Here is an 18,428-nt window from a genome sequence, read left to right on the forward strand (position 1 = left end):
TTGACGGGCACGTGGGCGGTAGGCGCCGTGCTGGACAGATATGAGGTGGCGAAGATGACGGAAAAGATGCAAACCGTATGTGTCGGCAGGATGCTGATCGACCTGCCGGCTGAAGCGCAATACAGCTTCGTCACAGGAAACATCAGTGGCTTCAGCATCGGTGCATCCGCAGAAAGCGCGGAGGCGTTCAGCGCGCGGCTGGCAGAACGGGAAGCGGAGATAAGGGCCAAACCGGACTGGCTTGGTGGGAACGACAATCTGGAAATTGTCAGGGATGTGAAGACCGACAGTGGTCTTGCAGGAACAATATTCATGCATGAGCGAGTTGTTACCGAGGGCAGCGCTTATACATCGAGCGCTGAGAGGCACTATCGCTATGAGGACTTCACGCTCGAAGCGCACATGCATGGCAATGGCATCACCATCGAGGTAGCGGGCAAGGAATTCCAGCAGGCGGCCTTGGAAAACCTCGTCAGGCTTGTTCACCAGCTTGTGGCCAACCCCGGCAACCGCATGCCCTCCGAGCCTGGTTTCTGCCTCGACCAAGCCTATGTGCGAGAACCGCTCAAGGCCGTCCAGGGCGAGCGGATCGTGATGGTGGCCGGCCTGCCGAGCCGCCCGGACATCGACATCAAGTTCGACACGACCGCGGGCACCAAGCCAGGCAGGGGACTGCTCGAGAGGGCTGCCGCCTCCCACGCGCGGGCGCCCATGTTCGTCAGCGCCCGTTTCACGAAGCTGCGCGCCGCGCCGCGTACGATCGGTGGCCTGACCGGTGACGAACTCGTTGAACAGGTGCTCGAAGAGAACTTTTCCATCATCTACGGGTTCCGATGGGAGGTGGACGGCAGTCAAGACAATGTATTCGTCCCCGAAGTGCACCTGATGATGAAGACCGGCAGTGGCGACGACGGGCCGGTGCCATCCTCGCTGTCGCAGCCAGCGGCCCTCGCGCTATGGGACGAGATCATTTCCAGCATCCGCGTACGGCCCACGCAGCCGCCCAAGGCCGGCGCGGCAGAGGGCACTTGATCACTGTTGCGCAACGGGCGGTGGGAACCGGCGCCGACCTGGCATCCAGCGCCTGGTTCAGCCACCACCGCGACAACAACTCGACCGCCCTGCGGGTCGGCGCCGCGCCCTCGCAGTTCGGAAACTGCGCGTGGACGCGCCGATGGCGCAAGCCTCATGGGCGCGCAAAACGTCCGCACTGTTTAGTAAAGACCGTAAACCGCGGCGCTTCGGGCCCCCGTTCGGCCGCATGGCCGGCCGGATATGCTTAACTCGACCCCGGTACAATTTCTCCACGCCCGCCACCATGAAGACCGTTTTTTCCCTGTTCGCTGCATTTGCCGTGCTGATCGGTGTGGCCTGTGCGCCCGCCGCCGCATTCGAAGCGAGCGCGCCCATCAACGTCGCCAGCTTCAACCTGCGCTACGACAATCCCCAGGATGGCCCCAACGCCTGGCCGGCGCGCAAAGAGATGGTCAAGGCGCTGATCCGCCATCACGAATTCGACATCGTCGGCACGCAGGAGGGCCTGGCCGGCCAGGTCGCCGACCTGGCGGCGATGGAGGAGTTCGACCACGTCGGCGTCGGCCGCGACGATGGCAGGCAGGCCGGCGAGCATTCGGCCATCTTCTTTCGCAAGAGCCGCTTCGCGCTGCTGGACAAGGGCGACTTCTGGCTCAGCGAGACGCCCGACCGGCCTTCGCTGGGGTGGGACGCGACCTGCTGCCATCGCATCGTGTCCTGGGCCAGGCTGCGCGAGCGCGCCAGCGGCCGGGTGCTGTTCGTGTTCTCGGCGCACTTCGACCACGAGGGCGTCGTCGCCCGCCGTGCGTCCAGCGACCTGTTGCTGCGCAAGATCGCCGAGATCAGCCGCGGCGAACCGGCGATCTGCGTCGGCGACTTCAATTCGACGCCCGATACGGCGCAGATGCGGGCGATGGCGACGACCCTGCGCGACGCCTACCAGGTGAGCCGGACGCCGCCCTACGGGCCGGTCGGCACCTATCACGGCTTTCGCTTCGACGCGCCGATGCAGGACCGCATCGACTACGTCTACGTCGACCGCCACTTCGAGGTGCTCAAGTATGCGGCCCTGAGCGACTCGCTCCACGGCCGCTATCCGTCCGACCACCATCCGGTGCTCGCGCGGGTGCGGTTCAGGTAGCGCTCAGTCGAGGTCGGCCGCGTCGTGCCGCTCGTGGACCTGGTCGGCGTCCGGTCCGAACGCGCGGTTGACCTTGCGTCCGCGGATGACGGCCGGCCGTGCGGCGATCTCGTCGGCCCAGCGTTTGACGTGCGCGTACTCGTGCACCGACAGGAACTGGGCGGCCTCGTACAGCTGGCCCAGCACCAGGCCGCCATACCAGGGCCAGATCGCCATGTCGGCGATCGTGTATTCGTCGCCCGCGACGAAGCGCTTGCCGGCCAGGTGGCGGTCGAGCACGTCGAGCTGGCGCTTGGTTTCCATCGCATAGCGGTCGATCGGGTACTGCAGCTTTTCCGGCGCATAGGCATAGAAGTGACCGAAGCCGCCGCCGACGAAGGGCGCCGAACCCATCTGCCAGAACAGCCAGTTCATGGTCTCGGCGCGCGCCACGCCATCCCTGGGCAGGAAGGCGCCGAATTTCTCGGCCAGGTAGACCAGGATCGAGCCGGATTCGAACACGCGCACCGGCGCTGCCAGGTCCGCGCTGCGGTCGACCAGGGCCGGGATCTTCGAATTCGGATTGGCCTCGACGAAACCGCTCGAGAACTGCATGCCTTCGTTGATGCGGATGAGCCAGGCATCGTACTCGGCGCCGGCGTGGCCGGCCGCCAGCAATTCTTCCAGCAGGATCGTCACCTTCACGCCGTTCGGCGTGGCCAGCGAGTACAGCTGCAGCGGATGCTTGCCGACCGGGAGGTCCTTGTCGTGGGTCGGGCCCGCGACCGGGCGGTTGATGCTGGCGAAGGCGCCGCCCGACGAGGCGGGCGGGGTCCAGACTGTCGGTGGGACGTACGATGCTTGGTCAGCCATGTGCTCTCCTTGAACTTGCCGTGACAAAGAATTCATTCTAGCCAAAGCAGCGACAATCCGTTGGCGGCGGCCGAAAACGGGAAGGCGAAGGCGCGCCCGCTGGTTGCAGGATGCGCGGCGCTTGCCGCCTTGGCGCAGGGGAAAATACGGCGCGCGACCGGCGCCAAAGCAAAAACCCGCCGAAGCGGGTTTTTGGGGGGAGGAAGGCAGGCCGGCTTACACGTAAGCCGCCAGCGCACCTTTCATCTTCTTGAGCGCGGCCGATTCGATCTGGCGGATGCGCTCTGCCGACACGCTGAACTCTTCGGCCAGCGTATGCAGCGTGGCGCCCGAGCCGTCGTCGTTGGCCAGCCAGCGCGCCTCGATGATGCGGCGCGAACGCGGGTCGAGCTTGCCCAGCGCCGTTTCCAGGCCTTCGGACTGCAGGCGGGTGACCTGCTCGGCCTCAAGGACCTTGGTCGGTTCCTGCTGGTCCGACGACAGGTAGGCGATCGGCGAGAATTTGTCGTCTTCGTCGTCGGTCGGCGATTCCAGCGCGATGTCGCGGCCCGACAGACGGGTTTCCATCTCGATCACTTCTTCGCGCTTGACGCCCAGCAGCTTGGCGAGGTCGTCGACCTGGCCAGGGGACATCGCATCCAGGCCGGTCTTGTTGCTGCGCAGGTTGAAGAACAGCTTGCGCTGGGCCTTGGTCGTGGCGACCTTCACCAGGCGCCAGTTCTTGAGGATGTATTCATGCATCTCGGCCTTGATCCAGTGCATGGCGTACGACACCAGGCGCACGCCCTGGTTCGGGTCGAAGCGCTTGACTGCCTTCATCAGGCCGATATTGCCTTCCTGGATCAGGTCGGCGTGTGGCAGGCCGTAGCCCAGGTAGCCGCGCGCGATCGACACCACCAGGCGCAGGTGCGACAGCACCAGTTTTTGCGCGGCGTCGAGATCGTGGTCGTCGCGCAGCCGCTTGGCCAGCGATACCTCTTCTTCGTGCGTGAGCATCGGCAGGCGGTTGACGGCCGAGATATACGCGTCGATGTTGCCCAGATTGCCGGTGAAACCGAGTCCCAGAGCACGATTGCTGGTCGGAACCAATGCGGATTGTGCGGACATATTCATTTCCCTCTTAGTAATCTTGCTGCATCCACAATGTGCCACAGCTCATTGCCTTATGGCACCACTGTTACGGCTTGTTACCCGGATGCTTGACTTGAATTTCCGATTGCCTTGGACTATATATTAGCACTCCCCCGGGGTGAGTGCCAGAAGTGGTCCCGGCGCTTAAGAGTGTTCAAAGTATTGCTCTGTGGAATCAAATTGCCGACGGTTCCACTGTAGAGCAGGTTTTGCATGCCCAGTTGATTTAGCTCAGAAGTGAGCCAAGAATGACTGGAATAACGTTAGACACAGGTTACGGCCGTAGTTGCACGTATTCTGTTGAATGGCGCACCTAGCCCCAGCGCGGTCTGTAGGACTGAGGCGCGTAGAGGCGTAGGGGATGGCAGCTAGGCCGTAGGACGTATTGCGATGTCACGCGGCGTGGTCTCGTCCGGTAACGGGGCAGGCGGCCGCACAGGAGGGCCGCCTCGCCATACTACCAACATGGTGACGCTTATCGCTTTTTCAATACCATCCCGGCTGTTTTTTCGCTGCAACTCTGTAGGACCGCGGTCAGCGCTGGCGCGCCAGGTGGCGCCGCACCGACAGCAGGGCGCCGATCAGGCCCAGTCCGGCACTGGTTGCCAGCAGGCCGGCCACTTCCAGTCCACCCAGCGGCATCAACTGGAAATTCGAGCCGTACAGACGCGCGAACTCCCCAATCGCGCCATTGAGCGGGCGCAGGGCCAGGGTCACCACGCCCAGCGCCACCACGCCGGCGCACAGGCCGAGCAGGGCGCCGGTGTAGAAGAACGGACGGTGGATGAAATCGCCCGTCGCGCCCAGCAACGTCGAGACCGAGATTTCTTCTTTCTGGGTCAGCACCTGCAGGCGGATCGTATTGAACACGACCGCGATCACCACGATGCCCAGGGTGGCCGCCAGCAACAGCAGCGCCAGGCGCAGGATGGCCAGCATCGCGGCCAGGCGCTTGACCCAGGCCGAATCGACCTGCACCGTCTCCACGCCCGGCAGTTCGCCCAGGCGTTCGGCGATCAGGTCCACCTGGTCGGCGGCGCCGACGCCGGCGAAGCCGGCCAGTGTCATGACATAGCTGTCAGGCAAGGGATTGTCGCCCAGGGTTTCGAGCACGTCGCCCAGGCCGCTACGCTCCTTGAGCGAAGCGAGCGCCTGCTCGCGCGGCACGAAGGCGATGTCCGCCTCTTTCCCACCCTGCGGCGCGACGATCTGGCGGATCCGCGGCGCCAGCGCTTCGGCATCGGCGCGGCTGGCGTCGTCGCGCATGAACAGGCTGATCTCGGGATCGACCGACAATTGCTCGGACAAGGGACGCACATTGTCGAGCAGCGTGAGGCCCGCGAACGGCAGGGTCAGCGCCAGTGCGACCACCAGCACGTTGAACAGGAAGCTGCCGGGCGACTTGCGCACCGTCGACAGCGCGGCCCCGAGGGCGAAGCGGTGCTGGCGCAGCCACGGGCTCATGCCGCACCTCCGACCAGCTGGCCCTGATCGAGGCGGATGACGCGGGCGGCGCCGTCAAGCACTTGTTCGTCATGGGTCGAAATGACGCAGGTGACGCCGGCGGCGTGGAAGGCGCGCAGCGCATCGAGCACCTTGTCGGCCGCCACGCGGTCGAGATTGGCGGTCGGTTCGTCGGCCAGGATGATTTGCGGCCGGTTGACGATCGCGCGCGCGACCGCGACCCGCTGCTGTTCGCCGCCCGACAGTTCGAGCGGCATCGCTTTGGCGCGGTCGAGCAGGCCGACCCGGTCGAGCGCGGCGCGTGCGCGCTGTGCGGCGTCCGCGGTGCGGGCGCCCGTCACCAGGAGGGGCAGCATGGTGTTGGCCAGGATGGTGCGGTCGTTGAGCAGGCGCTGCTGCTGGAAAATGATGCCGATGTTCCGGCGCAGGAACGGAATCCCGGCCGGCTTGATGCGGCCGATGTCCTGGCCGTTGACGATCACCTTGCCGCTGCTGGGACGCTCCACCGCCGCCACCATCTTCATGAGGGTCGACTTGCCGGCGCCCGAGGGGCCGGCCAGGTAGACCAGCTCGCCCTTGGCGATGTCGAGCGAGACGTCGTGCAGCGCATACGCGCCGCGCGCATCGCCGTGGGTGTACTGTTTGGATACCGACTGGAATGCGATCATGGGTCCTTGCCTGTCAGCCGAGCAGCGCTTCGACGAATTCTTCGGCGTTGAACGGCTGCAAGTCTTCCAGCTTCTCGCCGACGCCGATGAAGTACACGGGGATCGGACGGGTGCGGGCGATCGCCGCCAGCACGCCGCCCTTGGCGGTGCCGTCCAGCTTGGTCACGACCAGGCCGGTCAGTTGCAGGGCGTCGTCGAAGGCCTTTACCTGGGCCAACGCGTTCTGGCCGGTATTGCCGTCGATGACGAGCAGGGTTTCGTGCGGCGCGCCGTCCATGCCCTTGCCGATCACGCGCTTGATCTTCTTGAGCTCTTCCATCAGGTGCAGCTGGGTCGGCAGGCGGCCGGCGGTGTCGACCATCACGACGTCGGTGCCGCGCGCCTTGCCCGACTGTACCGCGTCGAAGGCGACGGCGGCCGGATCGCCCGACTGCTGCGAGATCACGGTGACGTTGTTGCGCTGGCCCCAGACCATCAATTGCTCGCGCGCGGCGGCGCGGAAGGTGTCGCCGGCGGCCAGCAGCACCGACTGGTCGAAGCCTTGCATGTGCTTGGCCAGCTTGCCGATGGTGGTGGTCTTGCCGGCGCCGTTGACGCCCGAGATCATCATCACCAGCGGTGCGTGGCGGCCCAGTTCCAGCGGCTTTTGCAACGGCAGGAGCAGGTCGATCATCAGCTCCTTGAGCGCGGCCTTGACGGCGGCGGCGTCCAGCAACTTGTCTTCCTTGACCTTGCGCCGCAATTCGCCCAGCAGGTGCTCGGTGGCGTCCATGCCGGCGTCGGACATCAGGAGCGCCGCCTCGAGTTCCTCGTACAGGTCTTCGTCGATGCGGGCGCCGACGAACAGCAGGGACAGGTTGCTCGAGGTCTTGGACAGGCCGGCCTTCAGGCGCGCCATCCACGAGGTCTTCTTTTCGGCCTCGGTGGTCGGGCGTTCGGCGGTTTCCGGGAACAGGTCGGCGCCCTCGTGCAGGACGCTGGCTTGGGCGACGACCGGGGGCGCGGCGATGGGCGCAGGGGCAGGCGCAGGGGCAGAGGCAGGGGGAGAAGCGGGTGCGGACGCAGGCGGCGCGGCCGGCACGACCGGTTCCGGCGCCGGTGTTTCAGGCGCTTTTTTTCTCTTGAAGAAGCTAAACATAGTGTCTGGTGGCGGGACTGCGTGCGGACGCCGGCGTGGCCGGCGATGAAAAACTAGCCAATATTTTACCAGAGCAGCAATACGGACCCCGATTGCGCACGAGCGTTCAATGGCCGGCCCTGGTGCTTTGCGCCTGCTGGCGGATCGTCTCCAGCGTGGCGTTCGGCGTGATCAGGTTGCCGTCGTAGCGCAGTTCGATCACGGCCGGCAACTTGTGCTGTTCGGCATGCGCGAGCGCGCGGCGCAGCGCCGGCGCGAAATCCCCGGTCTTGTCGACGACTTCCCCATGGCCGCCGTAGGCGCGCGCCAGGGCGGCGAAGTCCGGATTGTGCAGGCCGGTGCCCGACACGCGGCCCGGATAGCTGCGTTCCTGGTGCATGCGGATGGTGCCGAACATATTGTTGTTGAACACCAGGATCACCACGCCGGCGCCGTACTGGACGGCGGTCGCCAGCTCTTGCCCCGTCATCATGAACTCGCCGTCGCCGGCGAAGGTCACCACGGTGCGCTCCGGCCACACGATCTTGGCGGCCACGCCGGCCGGCACGGCGTAACCCATCGCGCCATTGGTGGGCGCCAGTTGGGTGCGCATGCCGCCGTAGCGATAAAAGCGGTGGGCCCACGAGGCGTAGTTGCCGGCGCCGTTGGTGACGACGGCGTCGTGCGGCAACTGGGCCATCAAGTCCTGCACCACCTGCCACAGGTCGAGCGGCACGCCTTGCTGCAGCAGCGCGGGCTGGGCCTGCCAGGCGGCCAGGTCCATTCTGGCCTCGGCCACGCTGTCTTGCCAGGCCGTGGCGTCGACCGGCGCCATCGCGGCCAGCATCGCGCAGGCTTGCGGCATGCCGCTGGCGATCATGAGTTCGGCCTGGTAGACGCTGCCGAGCTCCTCGGGGTCCGGATGGATGTGGACCAGGCGCTGGCGTGGCACCGGCGAATCGAGCAGCGTGTAGCCGCCGGTCGTCATCTCGCCCAGGCGCGGGCCGATGGCGACCACGAGGTCGGCCTCTTTCACGCGCGCGGCCAGCCTGGGGTTGATGCCGATGCCGACGTCGCCGACGTAGTTCGGGTGCGCGTTGTCGAGCAGGTCCTGGAAGCGGAAGGTGCAGCCCACCGGCAAGTAGTTGGCCTCGGCGAAGCGGGCCAGGTCGGCGCAGGCCTGCGCGTTCCAGGTGCCGCCGCCGAGCAGCACGACCGGACGCTTCGCTTGCTGCAGCATGGCGCGCAGGCGGGCGATCTGCTCGCCCATTGGGGCGCCGTGCGACGGCTGGTAGGGGCGGGTGTCCGGCACGGCCGCCGTCGAGACCAGCATGTCTTCGGGCAGCGCCAATACCACCGGGCCGGGACGGCCGCTGGTGGCCACCTGGAAGGCGCGCGCCAGGTATTCCGGGATGCGCTCGGCGCGGTCGATCTGGGCCACCCATTTCGCCATCTGGCCATACATGCGCCGGTAGTCGATTTCCTGGAACGCTTCGCGGTCGACGAAGTCGTTGCCGACCTGGCCGATGAACAGGATCAGCGGCGTGGAGTCTTGATAGGCGGTGTGCACGCCGATCGAGGCATTGGTGGCGCCGGGACCACGGGTGACGAAGCAGACGCCGGGTTTACCCGTCATCTTGCCGTAGGCCTCGGCCATGAAGGCCGCACCCCCTTCCTGGCGGTTGATCACGAAGCGGATGTTCGAGTCGTGCAGCGCATCGAGCACGTCCAGGTAGCTTTCGCCGGGGACACCGAAGGCGGTGTCGACGCCGTGGACGTGGAGCGCATCGACCAGGAGCTGGCCGCCGGTGCGGGAAGGGTGCGTCATGGGAGTGTCATCCTTGTCAAAGAGGCCCTCCCGGCATTCTAGGCGAGCGGCCCGGGAACGGCTTTTGAAATGGCGACATCAAATTACAGAAACGGCAAGGCGATGGCGGGGCCTGGATCGCCGGGCCATCCGTGCTGTCGACGTTGGTGCTTGCGCTGACTCAACCGGCGCGCCCCGGCTGGTGGCGGGCCCGGCGACGCCGATTGCGTCGCGACCGCCCGGTGCGACCCCGCATCGGGTACAATGCGCCCGTGAAGCAGGCCAGGCAGTCGCTGGTCCACGCCGCAAGGTCGTGGACGGGAGGAAGGTCCGGACTCCACAGAGCGGGGTGACGGTTAACGGCCGTCCGCTGAAAGCCGTCTGGCGCAAGCCAGCGGTATAAGGCGAGGAATAGGGCCACAGAGACGAGCGTATTCAGTTACGGTGAAACGCGGTAACCTCCACCTGGAGCAATTCCAAATAGGCACGCGTTGATGTTGCTCGCGGAGCGTGCGGGTAGGAAGCTTGAGCGCTGGAGTAATCCAGCGCCTAGAGGAATGGCTGTCCATGCGCCACCGCAAGGTGGCGTTACACAGAATCCGGCCTATCGGCCTGCTTTACTTATAATTCCTGGCGCACGTGACCGACGTGCGTCGTTGACGGTCGTCCGGGCCGATCGCCTCGCGTTCCGCGCCGGCCACGCTGTCCGGAGACACGATTGACTCAGTACATCCTCGCCCTCGACCAGGGCACGACCAGCTCGCGCGCCATCCTGTTCGATCGCGCCGGCCTGCCTGTGGCCAGTTGCCAGCGCGAATTCCCCCAGCATTTTCCCCAGCCCGGCTGGGTCGAGCACGACCCGCTCGACATCTGGCGCAGCCAGCTCGCCTGCGCGCGCGAGGCGCTGGCGCAAGGCGGCGTCCAGGCCGCGCAGGTCGCCGCGATCGGCATCGCCAACCAGCGCGAGACCACGCTCCTGTGGGACCGCGCCACCGGTGAACCGGTGGCCAACGCCATCGTGTGGCAGGACCGGCGTACCGCCGGCGCGTGCGACCGCCTGCGCGAAGCGGGCAAGGCCGCGTTCATCCAGGAGCGTTCTGGCCTCGAACTCGACGCCTATTTCGCCGCCACCAAATTGCAATGGCTGCTCGACCACGTTCCCGGCGCGCGCAGCCGGGCCGAGAAGGGCGAACTGGCCTTCGGCACCGTCGACAGCTGGCTGGTCTGGCGCCTGTGCGGGCGCCACGTCACCGACACCAGCAATGCCGCGCGCACGATGCTGTTCAACATCCATGCGCTGGCCTGGGACGACGACCTGCTGGCGCTGTTCGACATCCCGCGCGCGCTGCTGCCCGAGGTCGTTCCCAGCGCCGGCGCCGTCGGGCTGACCGCCGAGGAGTGGTTCGGCCATGCGATCCCGATCGCCGGCATCGCCGGCGACCAGCAGGCCGCCACCTTCGGGCAAGCCTGCCACCGCAAGGGACTGGTCAAGAATACCTACGGCACCGGCTGCTTCATGCTGATGCATGCCGGCGACCGTCCACCAGTCTCGCGCAATCGCCTGCTGGCGACGGTCGGCTGGACGGTCGGGGACCGCACCGACTACCTGCTCGAGGGCAGCGTGTTCATGGGCGGCGCCACCGTGCAATGGCTGCGCGACGGCCTGGGCGTCATCCGCCAGTCGCACGAGGTGGAGGCCCTCGCCGCCAGCGTGCCCGACAGCGGCGGCGTGATGCTGGTGCCGGCCTTCACCGGCCTCGGCGCGCCGCACTGGGATCCGTATGCGCGCGGCGCCGTCCTCGGCATGACGCGCGGAACCAGCGCCGCCCATATCGCGCGCGCCGCGGTCGAGGCCATCGCCTACCAGAGCGCCGAGCTGCTGGCGGCCATGCAGAAGGACGCCGCCTGCGCGGTCACCGAGCTGCGCGCCGACGGCGGCGCCGCGCGCAACGACTTGCTGATGCAGTTCCAGGCCGATCTGCTCGGCGTCGAGGTGGTGCGCCCGCGCGTCACCGAAACCACGGCGCTGGGCGCGGCCTACCTGGCCGGCCAGGCCTGCGGCTATTGGGAATCGCTGGAGGCGATCGAGGCGCAATGGCAGGTCGAGCGCCGTTACGAGCCGGCGATGGACGCCGGCCGGCGCGCCGAGCTGATGGCGCGCTGGGCGCGGGCGGTCGGGCATGCGCGTTCCTGGGCCGCGCCGCACGGGTAGACGGGTAGTCGTAGCGGTTTCGTCCCACTTCCGGGAGCACCGACGCCAGGCAACTACCGCGCTATGATCACGGTGCAGCCGACGTTGTGAGGCAAGGGAAGACTCCCCGCGCGAGGCGGGGAGGAGAAGCATCAGCGCAGCGGATCGGACGGCCTTGCATGCAGCCAGCGCGCGTGCACGAAGCGCGCCGCGTAGTCGAGCGCGTAACCCAGCAGGCCGATCAGGATGATGGCGGCGGTCAGTTCCGAATACGCCAGGCGGTCGCGCGTATCGAGGATGAAGTAACCGAGGCCGGCGGACACGCCCAGCATCTCGGCCGGCACCAGCACGATCCAGATGATGCCGATCGCCAGGCGCACGCCGGTCAGGATCTGCGCCGTGATCCCGGGCAGCACCAGGCGCCAGACGACTTCCCATTTGGTGGCCGACAGCGAGCGCGCCAGCAGCATCCAGTTGGGGTCGAGCTGGGCCACGCCGGCGGCGGTGCTGAGCATCAGCGGCCACACCGCGGCGAATCCCAGCAGGAAGTAGACCGGCGCGTCGCCGACGCCCAGTACCATCACCGCCAGCGGCATCCACGACAGCGGCGAGACCATGCGCAGCAGCTGGAACAGCGGCGTGCTGGCCTGGCTGAAGGCCTTCGACATGCCGATCAGGATCCCGAGCGGCACGCCGAACAGGATGGCGAAGCCCAGGCCCACGGCCACGCGCTTCAGGCTGGTGGCCACGTGCACCCAGATGTCCGGCCCCAGCACCATGACGCGGAAAGCCTCGAAGGTTTCCATCGGGGCGAACATGGTGGCGATCGGCGTGCTTTGTTCCAGGCCCTTGGCGCCCCAGGACCACAGCAGCAGCGCGATCGCGAAGCCGGCGACCGGCCACAAGAAACGTCCCAGCATGCTCAAGCCGCGATCGTTTCGGTACGCAGCAGGTTCGCCGGCAGGCCGAACTTGGCGGGGCCGCCCACGGCGGCGATCGACTTGCGCACGAAGCGGTCGTCGACCAGGTCTTTCGCCACGAACTTCGGATCGAGCCTGGCCAGGAAGCTGATGTCGCCCTCGACCTTGGTCTGGCCGATGGCGCGCACCAGTTCCTCCGTATACGACGCGAACGGGAACGGCTGGAAGTCGATGCGGCGCTGGTTCCAGGCCGGGTGGGCCACGATGCGGCGCTTTTCGTAGTCCGAATAATCGGTGGTGGCCAGCACCTTGGTCAGCGCCTGCAGATTGTGCGGGGTGTACTTGTTCGGGCCAGTGGCGGCCAGCAGCTTGGCGGTTTCCACCTGGTTCGAGCGCGACCACAGCTGGGCATTGACGATGGCGTTGGTCACGCGCTGCGACCATTCCGGCTTGTCGTTCAGGTCGCGCTCGGCCAGGAAGGTCACGCAGCAGGCGTGGTTCTTCCAGACGTCGCCCGAGAAGCGCAGCACCTTGCCGATCTTCGCATTTTCGGCCACCGCGTTGAACGGCTCGGCCACGATGTAGCCGGCGATCGACTTGGTCGCCAGCGCCGACACCATCTCGGACGGCGCCAGCACGATCAGGTTGACTTCGTTCGGCTTGAGCGCGGCGCCGCGCGCGCGGGTGACCACGCTCAGTTTGTTCGCGGTGAGGATCTTCTGCAGCAGGATGTTGTGGATCGAGTACCAGAACGGGATCGCGATCGTCTTGCCGCCGAGCTCGGGCACCGAGTTGATCTCGTTCTGCACCGTCAGAGCGGAGCCGTTGATGTGGTTCCAGGCCACCACCTTGGCCGGGAATTTCGAACCGTAGCGCACCCACAGGGTCGCCGGCGACAGCAGGTGGATCACGTTGACCTGGCCGGCCACGAACGCCTCGACGATCTGGGCCCAGCTGCGGAACAGGCGCGGCGTCTCGACCTTCAGGCCCTGCTGCTCGAACAGCTTGCGGCCGTGCGCCACCAGCAACGGGGCGGCGTCGGTGATCGGAAGGTAACCGATCTTCACCGGCTGGTCGTCGCCCTTGAAGTTCTGCGCCATCGCGTCGCCCGCGAACAGCAGCGGCGACGCCGCCGCGGCGCCGGTCAGGGCCGACATGCGCAGGAAGTCGCGCCGGCTCATGCCGCAATCGCAGTCGGAAGAAGCGCAGATGTGGATCGGGTTGCTCATGGGTTTTCCTTGTTATATGTGTTCGTGTTCGTGGTCCGCGACGGGGCTCAGGCGCCCTCGCGCAGCGCCTTGATGATGTCCAGCCGCAGCGCGACCACGCCGTCGGCGTGTTCGTGGCGCGGTCGCGGCAGGTCGACCTTCCACTCGCGCACGAGTTTGCCCGGCTGGCCGGGCTGGCCCGCCATCAGCAGGATGCGGTCGGCGACCAGGATCGCCTCGTCGATGTCGTGGGTCACCAGCAGCGCGGCGGTATGCCAGCGGTGCACAAGGTCGACCAGCAGGGTCTGCATCTCGGCGCGCGTGATCGCGTCCAGCGCCGAGAACGGCTCATCGGCGAACAGCAGCTCGGGCTGGCGCGCCAGGGCCCGCGCCAGCGCCACGCGCTGGGCCTGGCCGCCGGAGAGCTGGGCCGGATAGGCATGCGCGCGCGACTCCAGGCCGACCGCCTCGATGGCGTCGCGCACTCGCTGCCTGCGCGCGTCGCGGTCGATCACCGGCTGGCGCGCGAAGTCCAGGCCGAAGCCGACGTTGCCTTCGACGTTCAGCCAGGGCAGCAGGCTCGGTTGCTGGAACACCAGCGCCGCGCGCGGATGCGGGGCCAGGAGCGGTTCGCCCAGAAAGCTGACCTGGCCGGCCTGGGCCGGGCTGAGGCCGGCCAGGCCGCGCAGCAGGGTCGACTTGCCGCAGCCGCTGCCGCCCAGCAGGCAGACGATCTCGCGCTTGTCGATGGTGAGCGAAATGTCGTCGACCACGGTCTTGCCGCCGTAGCCGATGCGCAGGCTGGAGGCCGACAGCGCGGCCGCGCTTCGTTCGAGCACGGACGCCGTCATGCCGCGGCGTGCTTCGCGAGTTCGACCTGCAGCTGGGTCAGGCTCGGGGTGACGATCGGGATGAACGCCGATTCGCGCCAGCGGCGCGCGAAGCTGCGGTCGCGGTCGACCAGGTAGGCGCGCCCGCCACTGGCTTGCAGCTCGAGCATGACGGCCTGCTGGACGGCTTCGGCCAGCGCGATGCGCAGCCGGAACATCGGCGCCGCGGCGGTCTTGAAGCGTCCGTCGGCGACGCCGTCCTTCAGCTGCGTCACCAGGTCTTCCAATGCCACCTGCTGGGCCGCGATCCGCTCGAGCAGCGGGCCGCGCATGGCGGTCGACAGCGCATGCGCGGCGCGCAGGCTGGCGCGCGCCAGGCCGATCGACAGGCCGCACTGCAGCCCCAGGAAGGCGGGGCGCACGCCCGGCAGCCAGGCGCGCGCGTTCGGATGCAGCACTTCGCCTTCGCCGATCCGCACGCCCTCGATCTTGACGGCGGCGGTATTGCTGCCGCGCAGGGCCATCAGTTCGAGGTCGGGGCTGCGCGTGACGCCGGCGCTGTCGCTGACGAAGGCGACCACCGCGGGCGGCAGGTCGCCGGCGGAATTCACGGCGGCGGCGGCGATGAAGCCTTCCTTGCGCAGGTTGGTGATCCAGGCCAGCGAGCCGTCGAGCCGCCAGCCTTGGTCGTCGGGGGTGGCCGTGATCTGCAGCGACTCGATCCCGGACAGGAATTTCATCGCGTTCGACAGGCCAGTGGCGCCGCCGAATTCGCCGCGCATCAGCGGGCCGATCCAGCGCGCGCGCATGGCCTCGTTCGGGCTTTGCAGCAGGTATTCGATGAAGGTGCGCTGGCCCCAGAACACGAAGGCGGCGGTGACGGAATGTTCGGCCACCGCGGCGATGGCGTCGATCGCATCGATCGTGGCGCCGCCGCTGCCGCCGAGGTGCTCGGGGACGCCGACGGCGAACAGGCCGGCGCCGGCCAGGCGCGGCACGACTTCGCTCGCCAGCTCGGGCGAGCTGTCCAGCGCGTCGGCGTTGGCCTGCAGCCACTCATGCAGGCCGGCAGGCAGCGTCAGGGAAGCGCGCGTCGCTTGTTCGCCGATCGACATCAGATGGCTCCGCTGGCGAAAGGTTGCAGCTGCGGGTTGATCGCGCTGCCGGCCAGGGTGTTGGCGAAGTTGCACAGGGTGGCCAGGCTGATGCCAAGCACGACTTCCAGCGCCTGCTGGTCGTTGTAGCCGGCGGCCTTGAAGGCGGCCAGGGCGTCGTCGCTGACGCCGCCGCGGGTGGCGATGACGGCTTCCGAGAACCGGCGCACGGCGTCGAGTTTGGCGTCCCCGGTGTCCTGGCCTTGCTGCATGGCGCGGACGGTCTCGACCGGCAGCTGGGCTTTCTTGAGGGCGATGGCGGTATGGCCGGCGATGCAGAAGTCGCAGCCGTGGATGCGGGCGGCGGTGATCTGCACGACTTCGCGTTCCGGCAGGGTGAGGCTGGTCTCGGCATTGATGCCCGACACCGTCATATAGGTCTGCAGCGCCTGCGGCGAATTGGCCAGCACGCCGATCAGGTTCGGCAGGAAGCCGTTGTTGGCGACGGCCTTGTCCACGAACGGACGGCTGCCTTCAGGCGCGGTTTCTTGGGTATGCAGGGTCAGGCGGGACATGGCGGATCTCTCTATCAAAGCGTTGGGTCCGCTATTCTAGCGGCGATTGAAAAACACGTTTGGACACGGTCGTCCTTGTTTTCTGCTCGATCGTCCGAATCGGCCCGGCGTGCGTTGTCCTGGCGTGGAGATGGCGGGCGCGCCGGAAGGTGCCCGGATGCTCGCCCATCACCTTGTGGAAGGCGCGCGAAAAGGCGGCATACGAGCTGTAGCCGACGTGGCCGGCGGTGCGCTCGACCGTCTCGCCGCCGTGCAGGCGCTGGGCCGCGATCTTCATGCGCAGCAGCAACAGGAACTGGGCCGGCGCCTGGCCGCTGGCCTCGCTGAAGTGTTTATAGAAGCTCGAGCGCGACATATGGGCCGCACGCGCCATGTTCTCGGTCGACCAGTCGTGGCCGGGCTCCTGCATCATGCGGTCGAGCAGGGCCGAGAACTCGGGCCGGCTGGCCACGGCCAGCAGGCCGGTGGCGATGTCTTGCTGGCGTGCCACGTGGCGGACGACATAGAAGAACATCAGTTCGGCCAGGCGCGCCACCAGCGGCGACGGCGCGTCGGGGTCGCGCGGCGGCTCCAGCAGGATCAGTTCGAACAGCGCGTTCAAGGCCTGCAGCGACGGGTCGTCGGCGCGCAGCACCAGGCTGTCCGGGAAGGAATCGGCGATCAGCGTGCTGAGCGCACTGCGAAAGTGGAAGAAGCCGCAGGCCAGGGCGGTGGCGTCCGGCGCCGCCTGGCCGAGCTGCTGCATCGGCATGCCGGGACGGGCGCTGGCCGGGTCGGGATCGGGACTGAGAAAGTGCGGCGTGTCGCGCAGCAAGAACACGCCGTCGCGCGGACCCAGGCGGACCGGCGCGCGGCTGGTGACGTGCAGGTAGCACTCGCCATGCAGCACCAGGTGAAAGCTGCCCAGGCCGCGGCCCGCGGTGGACGCCTGCCAGCGGCCGCAGTACTGGCCGACGTGGAAGACCGTCGCTTCGAGCTGCACGCTGTCGATCAGCCAGTGCACCAGGCGGTCGGCATTGTCTGCGGCTGCGTCGGCGCCGGGAGGTTGGGCGGAATGATTCACTCAGCCATTATCGGCTGCGCCTGTCCGGGCGCCTACGAAGAAATGCTGATATGCAAATAAGGAAAACGTCTAGAAGCAGACGGTCAAGCGGCGTGCGCCAGGGTCGGCAAGGGCGACGAATATTGCTTGCAATAATGCTATGCAATTGTTCGGATTTGCGGAATTGCAGGAAACGTGCGCCCGGATCATTGCTGGCGGTGACGGCAATGCGGACATGACAGTCCCTGGCAGGCCGGACGCGCGCTGCCGGTGCGCCGGCATGACAGTTCAGGCGCGCGTCAGGCCGTTCTCGACCGCGCCGCGCAGTTCGCCGAACTGCACCGGCTTGGGAAACACCGGGATGTCGGCGGGCAGGCCCATGGCGTCGATCGTCGCGCGGTCCAGGCCGCTGACCACGATCATGTTCATGCCGGCCGTGCCGCTGTCTTCGCGCAGGGTGCGGATCATGCGGAAACCATCCATGCCCGGCATGTTCAGGTCGCTCACCAGCAGGTCGGGGCGCTGCTCGCCGATGCGGATCAGGGCTTCGAAGCCGTTGTTCGCCTTGACCACCTCGAGGTCCAGGCCCCAGCCGGCGATCTCGAGTTCGTACAGTCGCAGCATCAGGGGATCGTCGTCGACCACCAGCACCCGCGGCTTGCCCGGCGCCGGTGCGCTGGCCGGCGCCGGCGGCGCGCCGATGGCGATGCGCCGGCCCTCGACCAGGCGGTTCACCGAGGCCACCGTGATGCGGCGATGGCCGCCGGCAGTGCGCCAGGCTTGCAGCGTGCCGTTCTCCACCCATAGCTGCACCGTGCGGTGCGACACGCCCAGGGTGGCCGCGGCCTCCTTGGTCGAGCAATAGTCTGCGGCATTGTAGGTCGTCGCAGGTTGCAGATTGGTTGGGATGTTCATATTTTCCGATATTACGTTTTTAGTTTCCCAAAGTCAAAATAGTTAACTGTGGAAAGTGCGTAGTGCGCCACAGTGGTCGGCGCTTGCACGTCCAGGGCCGTGGAAAAGGGGAGGCATCGACCTGTCGTGGCGTGTCGCCAGTCGTTGTGTTTTACCGATAGACTGGATGGTCATACAGTGGTCTGCCAACGCTATAGTTGTTTCTTTGCGTCAATATTTTGAATTCGATTGACATTGCTCAAACGTAAACCTCGTCTGTACAACTCAGGGCTTTCTTTCACTCCAACGGCTAAGTCCCTAATTTTACGGGACATTTTATTGGCCCACATCTACCGCGTCGACGCCTAAGTCCTTGGTTTCATTGGAAAAAGTCGATTTCGTCAATCGTGAATTCGCTTGACCGTCAACATTGCTTCCACTAAAGTGGGAAACGGTGTG

General features: G+C 66.7%; 16 protein-coding genes and 1 other RNA gene. 4 read left to right on the top strand and 13 right to left on the bottom strand.

Features of this window, described 5'->3' with window-relative positions; translation table 11 throughout:
- The first annotated feature begins 54 nt into the window (after nt 1-54).
- Both ABIB38_RS11785 and ABIB38_RS11790 read left to right on the top strand, forming a co-directional pair.
- The gene (locus tag ABIB38_RS11785; protein WP_429204037.1) at nt 55-1,032 is read left to right on the top strand and encodes a T6SS immunity protein Tli4 family protein; all 978 of its coding nucleotides are present in this window, start codon (nt 55-57) and stop codon (nt 1,030-1,032) included.
- A 286-nt stretch (nt 1,033-1,318) separates the two neighbouring features.
- The gene (locus ABIB38_RS11790) at nt 1,319-2,176 is read left to right on the top strand and encodes an endonuclease/exonuclease/phosphatase family protein (protein WP_429204038.1); all 858 of its coding nucleotides are present in this window, start codon (nt 1,319-1,321) and stop codon (nt 2,174-2,176) included.
- Nucleotides 2,177-2,179: 3 nt separating this feature from the next.
- Here the strand turns inward: ABIB38_RS11790 and yghU are convergent, their stop codons facing one another.
- From yghU to ABIB38_RS11820, 6 genes are all read right to left on the bottom strand, one after another.
- Nucleotides 2,180-3,028: a glutathione-dependent disulfide-bond oxidoreductase gene (yghU, locus tag ABIB38_RS11795; RefSeq protein WP_429204040.1), complete on the bottom strand. Its 849-nt coding sequence runs from the start codon at nt 3,026-3,028 to the stop codon at nt 2,180-2,182.
- Between the two features lie 216 nt (nt 3,029-3,244).
- Nucleotides 3,245-4,135: an RNA polymerase sigma factor RpoH gene (gene rpoH / locus ABIB38_RS11800; RefSeq protein ID WP_429204042.1), complete on the bottom strand. Its 891-nt coding sequence runs from the start codon at nt 4,133-4,135 to the stop codon at nt 3,245-3,247.
- A 558-nt stretch (nt 4,136-4,693) separates the two neighbouring features.
- Entirely contained in the window at nt 4,694-5,623 is a 930-nt protein-coding gene (gene ftsX, locus ABIB38_RS11805; RefSeq protein WP_429204043.1) for a permease-like cell division protein FtsX, read from the bottom strand.
- The gene (locus ABIB38_RS11810) at nt 5,620-6,291 is read right to left on the bottom strand and encodes a cell division ATP-binding protein FtsE (protein WP_429204045.1); all 672 of its coding nucleotides are present in this window, start codon (nt 6,289-6,291) and stop codon (nt 5,620-5,622) included. The genes ftsX and ABIB38_RS11810 overlap by 4 nt, the downstream gene beginning before the upstream one ends.
- A gap of 13 nt (nt 6,292-6,304) precedes the next feature.
- Nucleotides 6,305-7,429 (bottom strand): signal recognition particle-docking protein FtsY, encoded by a 1,125-nt coding sequence (gene ftsY / locus ABIB38_RS11815; protein WP_429204047.1) that lies wholly within the window; start codon nt 7,427-7,429, stop codon nt 6,305-6,307.
- A gap of 106 nt (nt 7,430-7,535) precedes the next feature.
- Nucleotides 7,536-9,236, bottom strand: a complete 1,701-nt coding sequence (locus ABIB38_RS11820) for a thiamine pyrophosphate-binding protein (protein ID WP_429204049.1) — start codon at nt 9,234-9,236, stop codon at nt 7,536-7,538.
- Between the two features lie 253 nt (nt 9,237-9,489).
- On the opposite strand from ABIB38_RS11820, the gene rnpB reads away from it, so the two are divergent.
- Nucleotides 9,490-9,838: RNase P RNA component class A (gene rnpB, locus ABIB38_RS11825), an RNA gene on the top strand.
- 95 nt (nt 9,839-9,933) lie between these two features.
- Nucleotides 9,934-11,427 carry a glycerol kinase GlpK gene (gene glpK / locus ABIB38_RS11830; protein WP_429204051.1) on the top strand — a complete coding sequence of 498 codons (1,494 nt, stop codon included), beginning with the start codon at nt 9,934-9,936 and terminating at the stop codon, nt 11,425-11,427.
- Nucleotides 11,428-11,558: 131 nt separating this feature from the next.
- On the opposite strand, the gene ABIB38_RS11835 is transcribed toward glpK, so the two are convergent.
- The 7 genes from ABIB38_RS11835 to ABIB38_RS11865 form a co-directional block, all read right to left on the bottom strand.
- A complete protein-coding gene (locus ABIB38_RS11835) occupies nt 11,559-12,326 on the bottom strand; it encodes an ABC transporter permease (protein ID WP_429204053.1) in 768 nt (255 codons plus the stop codon).
- 2 nt (nt 12,327-12,328) lie between these two features.
- The gene (locus ABIB38_RS11840) at nt 12,329-13,555 is read right to left on the bottom strand and encodes an ABC transporter substrate-binding protein (RefSeq protein ID WP_429204055.1); all 1,227 of its coding nucleotides are present in this window, start codon (nt 13,553-13,555) and stop codon (nt 12,329-12,331) included.
- 47 nt (nt 13,556-13,602) lie between these two features.
- Nucleotides 13,603-14,385, bottom strand: coding sequence for an ABC transporter ATP-binding protein (locus ABIB38_RS11845; RefSeq protein WP_429204057.1), 783 nt, complete (start codon nt 14,383-14,385; stop codon nt 13,603-13,605).
- A complete protein-coding gene (locus ABIB38_RS11850) occupies nt 14,382-15,479 on the bottom strand; it encodes an acyl-CoA dehydrogenase family protein (protein ID WP_429204059.1) in 1,098 nt (365 codons plus the stop codon). Before ABIB38_RS11850 ends, ABIB38_RS11845 begins: the two co-directional genes overlap by 4 nt.
- On the bottom strand, nt 15,479-16,033 hold the full coding sequence (locus ABIB38_RS11855; RefSeq protein WP_071360305.1) for a carboxymuconolactone decarboxylase family protein: 555 nt from the start codon (nt 16,031-16,033) through the stop codon (nt 15,479-15,481). The genes ABIB38_RS11850 and ABIB38_RS11855 overlap by 1 nt, the downstream gene beginning before the upstream one ends.
- Before the next feature lie 31 nt (nt 16,034-16,064).
- The gene (locus tag ABIB38_RS11860) at nt 16,065-17,096 is read right to left on the bottom strand and encodes a cupin domain-containing protein (RefSeq protein WP_429204062.1); all 1,032 of its coding nucleotides are present in this window, start codon (nt 17,094-17,096) and stop codon (nt 16,065-16,067) included.
- A gap of 267 nt (nt 17,097-17,363) precedes the next feature.
- Nucleotides 17,364-17,990 carry a response regulator gene (locus tag ABIB38_RS11865; protein ID WP_429204064.1) on the bottom strand — a complete coding sequence of 209 codons (627 nt, stop codon included), beginning with the start codon at nt 17,988-17,990 and terminating at the stop codon, nt 17,364-17,366.
- Nucleotides 17,991-18,428 lie beyond the last annotated feature (438 nt).

The organism is Massilia sp. UYP11 (assembly GCF_050434805.1).
Taxonomy (GTDB): domain Bacteria; phylum Pseudomonadota; class Gammaproteobacteria; order Burkholderiales; family Burkholderiaceae_D; genus Telluria.

What these genes read in the sequence shown, in the direction of transcription:
- ABIB38_RS11835 (WP_429204053.1), bottom strand. Translation starts at nt 12,326, where the DNA reads ATGCTGGGACGTTTCTTGTGGCCGGTCGCCGGCTTCGCGATCGCGCTG.
- ftsY (WP_429204047.1), bottom strand. Translation starts at nt 7,429, where the DNA reads ATGTTTAGCTTCTTCAAGAGAAAAAAAGCGCCTGAAACACCGGCGCCG.
- ABIB38_RS11785 (WP_429204037.1), top strand. Translation starts at nt 55, where the DNA reads ATGACGGAAAAGATGCAAACCGTATGTGTCGGCAGGATGCTGATCGAC.
- ABIB38_RS11850 (WP_429204059.1), bottom strand. Translation starts at nt 15,479, where the DNA reads ATGTCGATCGGCGAACAAGCGACGCGCGCTTCCCTGACGCTGCCTGCC.
- ftsX (WP_429204043.1), bottom strand. Translation starts at nt 5,623, where the DNA reads ATGAGCCCGTGGCTGCGCCAGCACCGCTTCGCCCTCGGGGCCGCGCTG.
- ABIB38_RS11865 (WP_429204064.1), bottom strand. Translation starts at nt 17,990, where the DNA reads ATGAACATCCCAACCAATCTGCAACCTGCGACGACCTACAATGCCGCA.
- ABIB38_RS11810 (WP_429204045.1), bottom strand. Translation starts at nt 6,291, where the DNA reads ATGATCGCATTCCAGTCGGTATCCAAACAGTACACCCACGGCGATGCG.
- ABIB38_RS11790 (WP_429204038.1), top strand. Translation starts at nt 1,319, where the DNA reads ATGAAGACCGTTTTTTCCCTGTTCGCTGCATTTGCCGTGCTGATCGGT.
- rpoH (WP_429204042.1), bottom strand. Translation starts at nt 4,135, where the DNA reads ATGTCCGCACAATCCGCATTGGTTCCGACCAGCAATCGTGCTCTGGGA.
- yghU (WP_429204040.1), bottom strand. Translation starts at nt 3,028, where the DNA reads ATGGCTGACCAAGCATCGTACGTCCCACCGACAGTCTGGACCCCGCCC.
- ABIB38_RS11840 (WP_429204055.1), bottom strand. Translation starts at nt 13,555, where the DNA reads ATGAGCAACCCGATCCACATCTGCGCTTCTTCCGACTGCGATTGCGGC.
- ABIB38_RS11845 (WP_429204057.1), bottom strand. Translation starts at nt 14,385, where the DNA reads ATGACGGCGTCCGTGCTCGAACGAAGCGCGGCCGCGCTGTCGGCCTCC.
- ABIB38_RS11820 (WP_429204049.1), bottom strand. Translation starts at nt 9,236, where the DNA reads ATGACGCACCCTTCCCGCACCGGCGGCCAGCTCCTGGTCGATGCGCTC.
- ABIB38_RS11855 (WP_071360305.1), bottom strand. Translation starts at nt 16,033, where the DNA reads ATGTCCCGCCTGACCCTGCATACCCAAGAAACCGCGCCTGAAGGCAGC.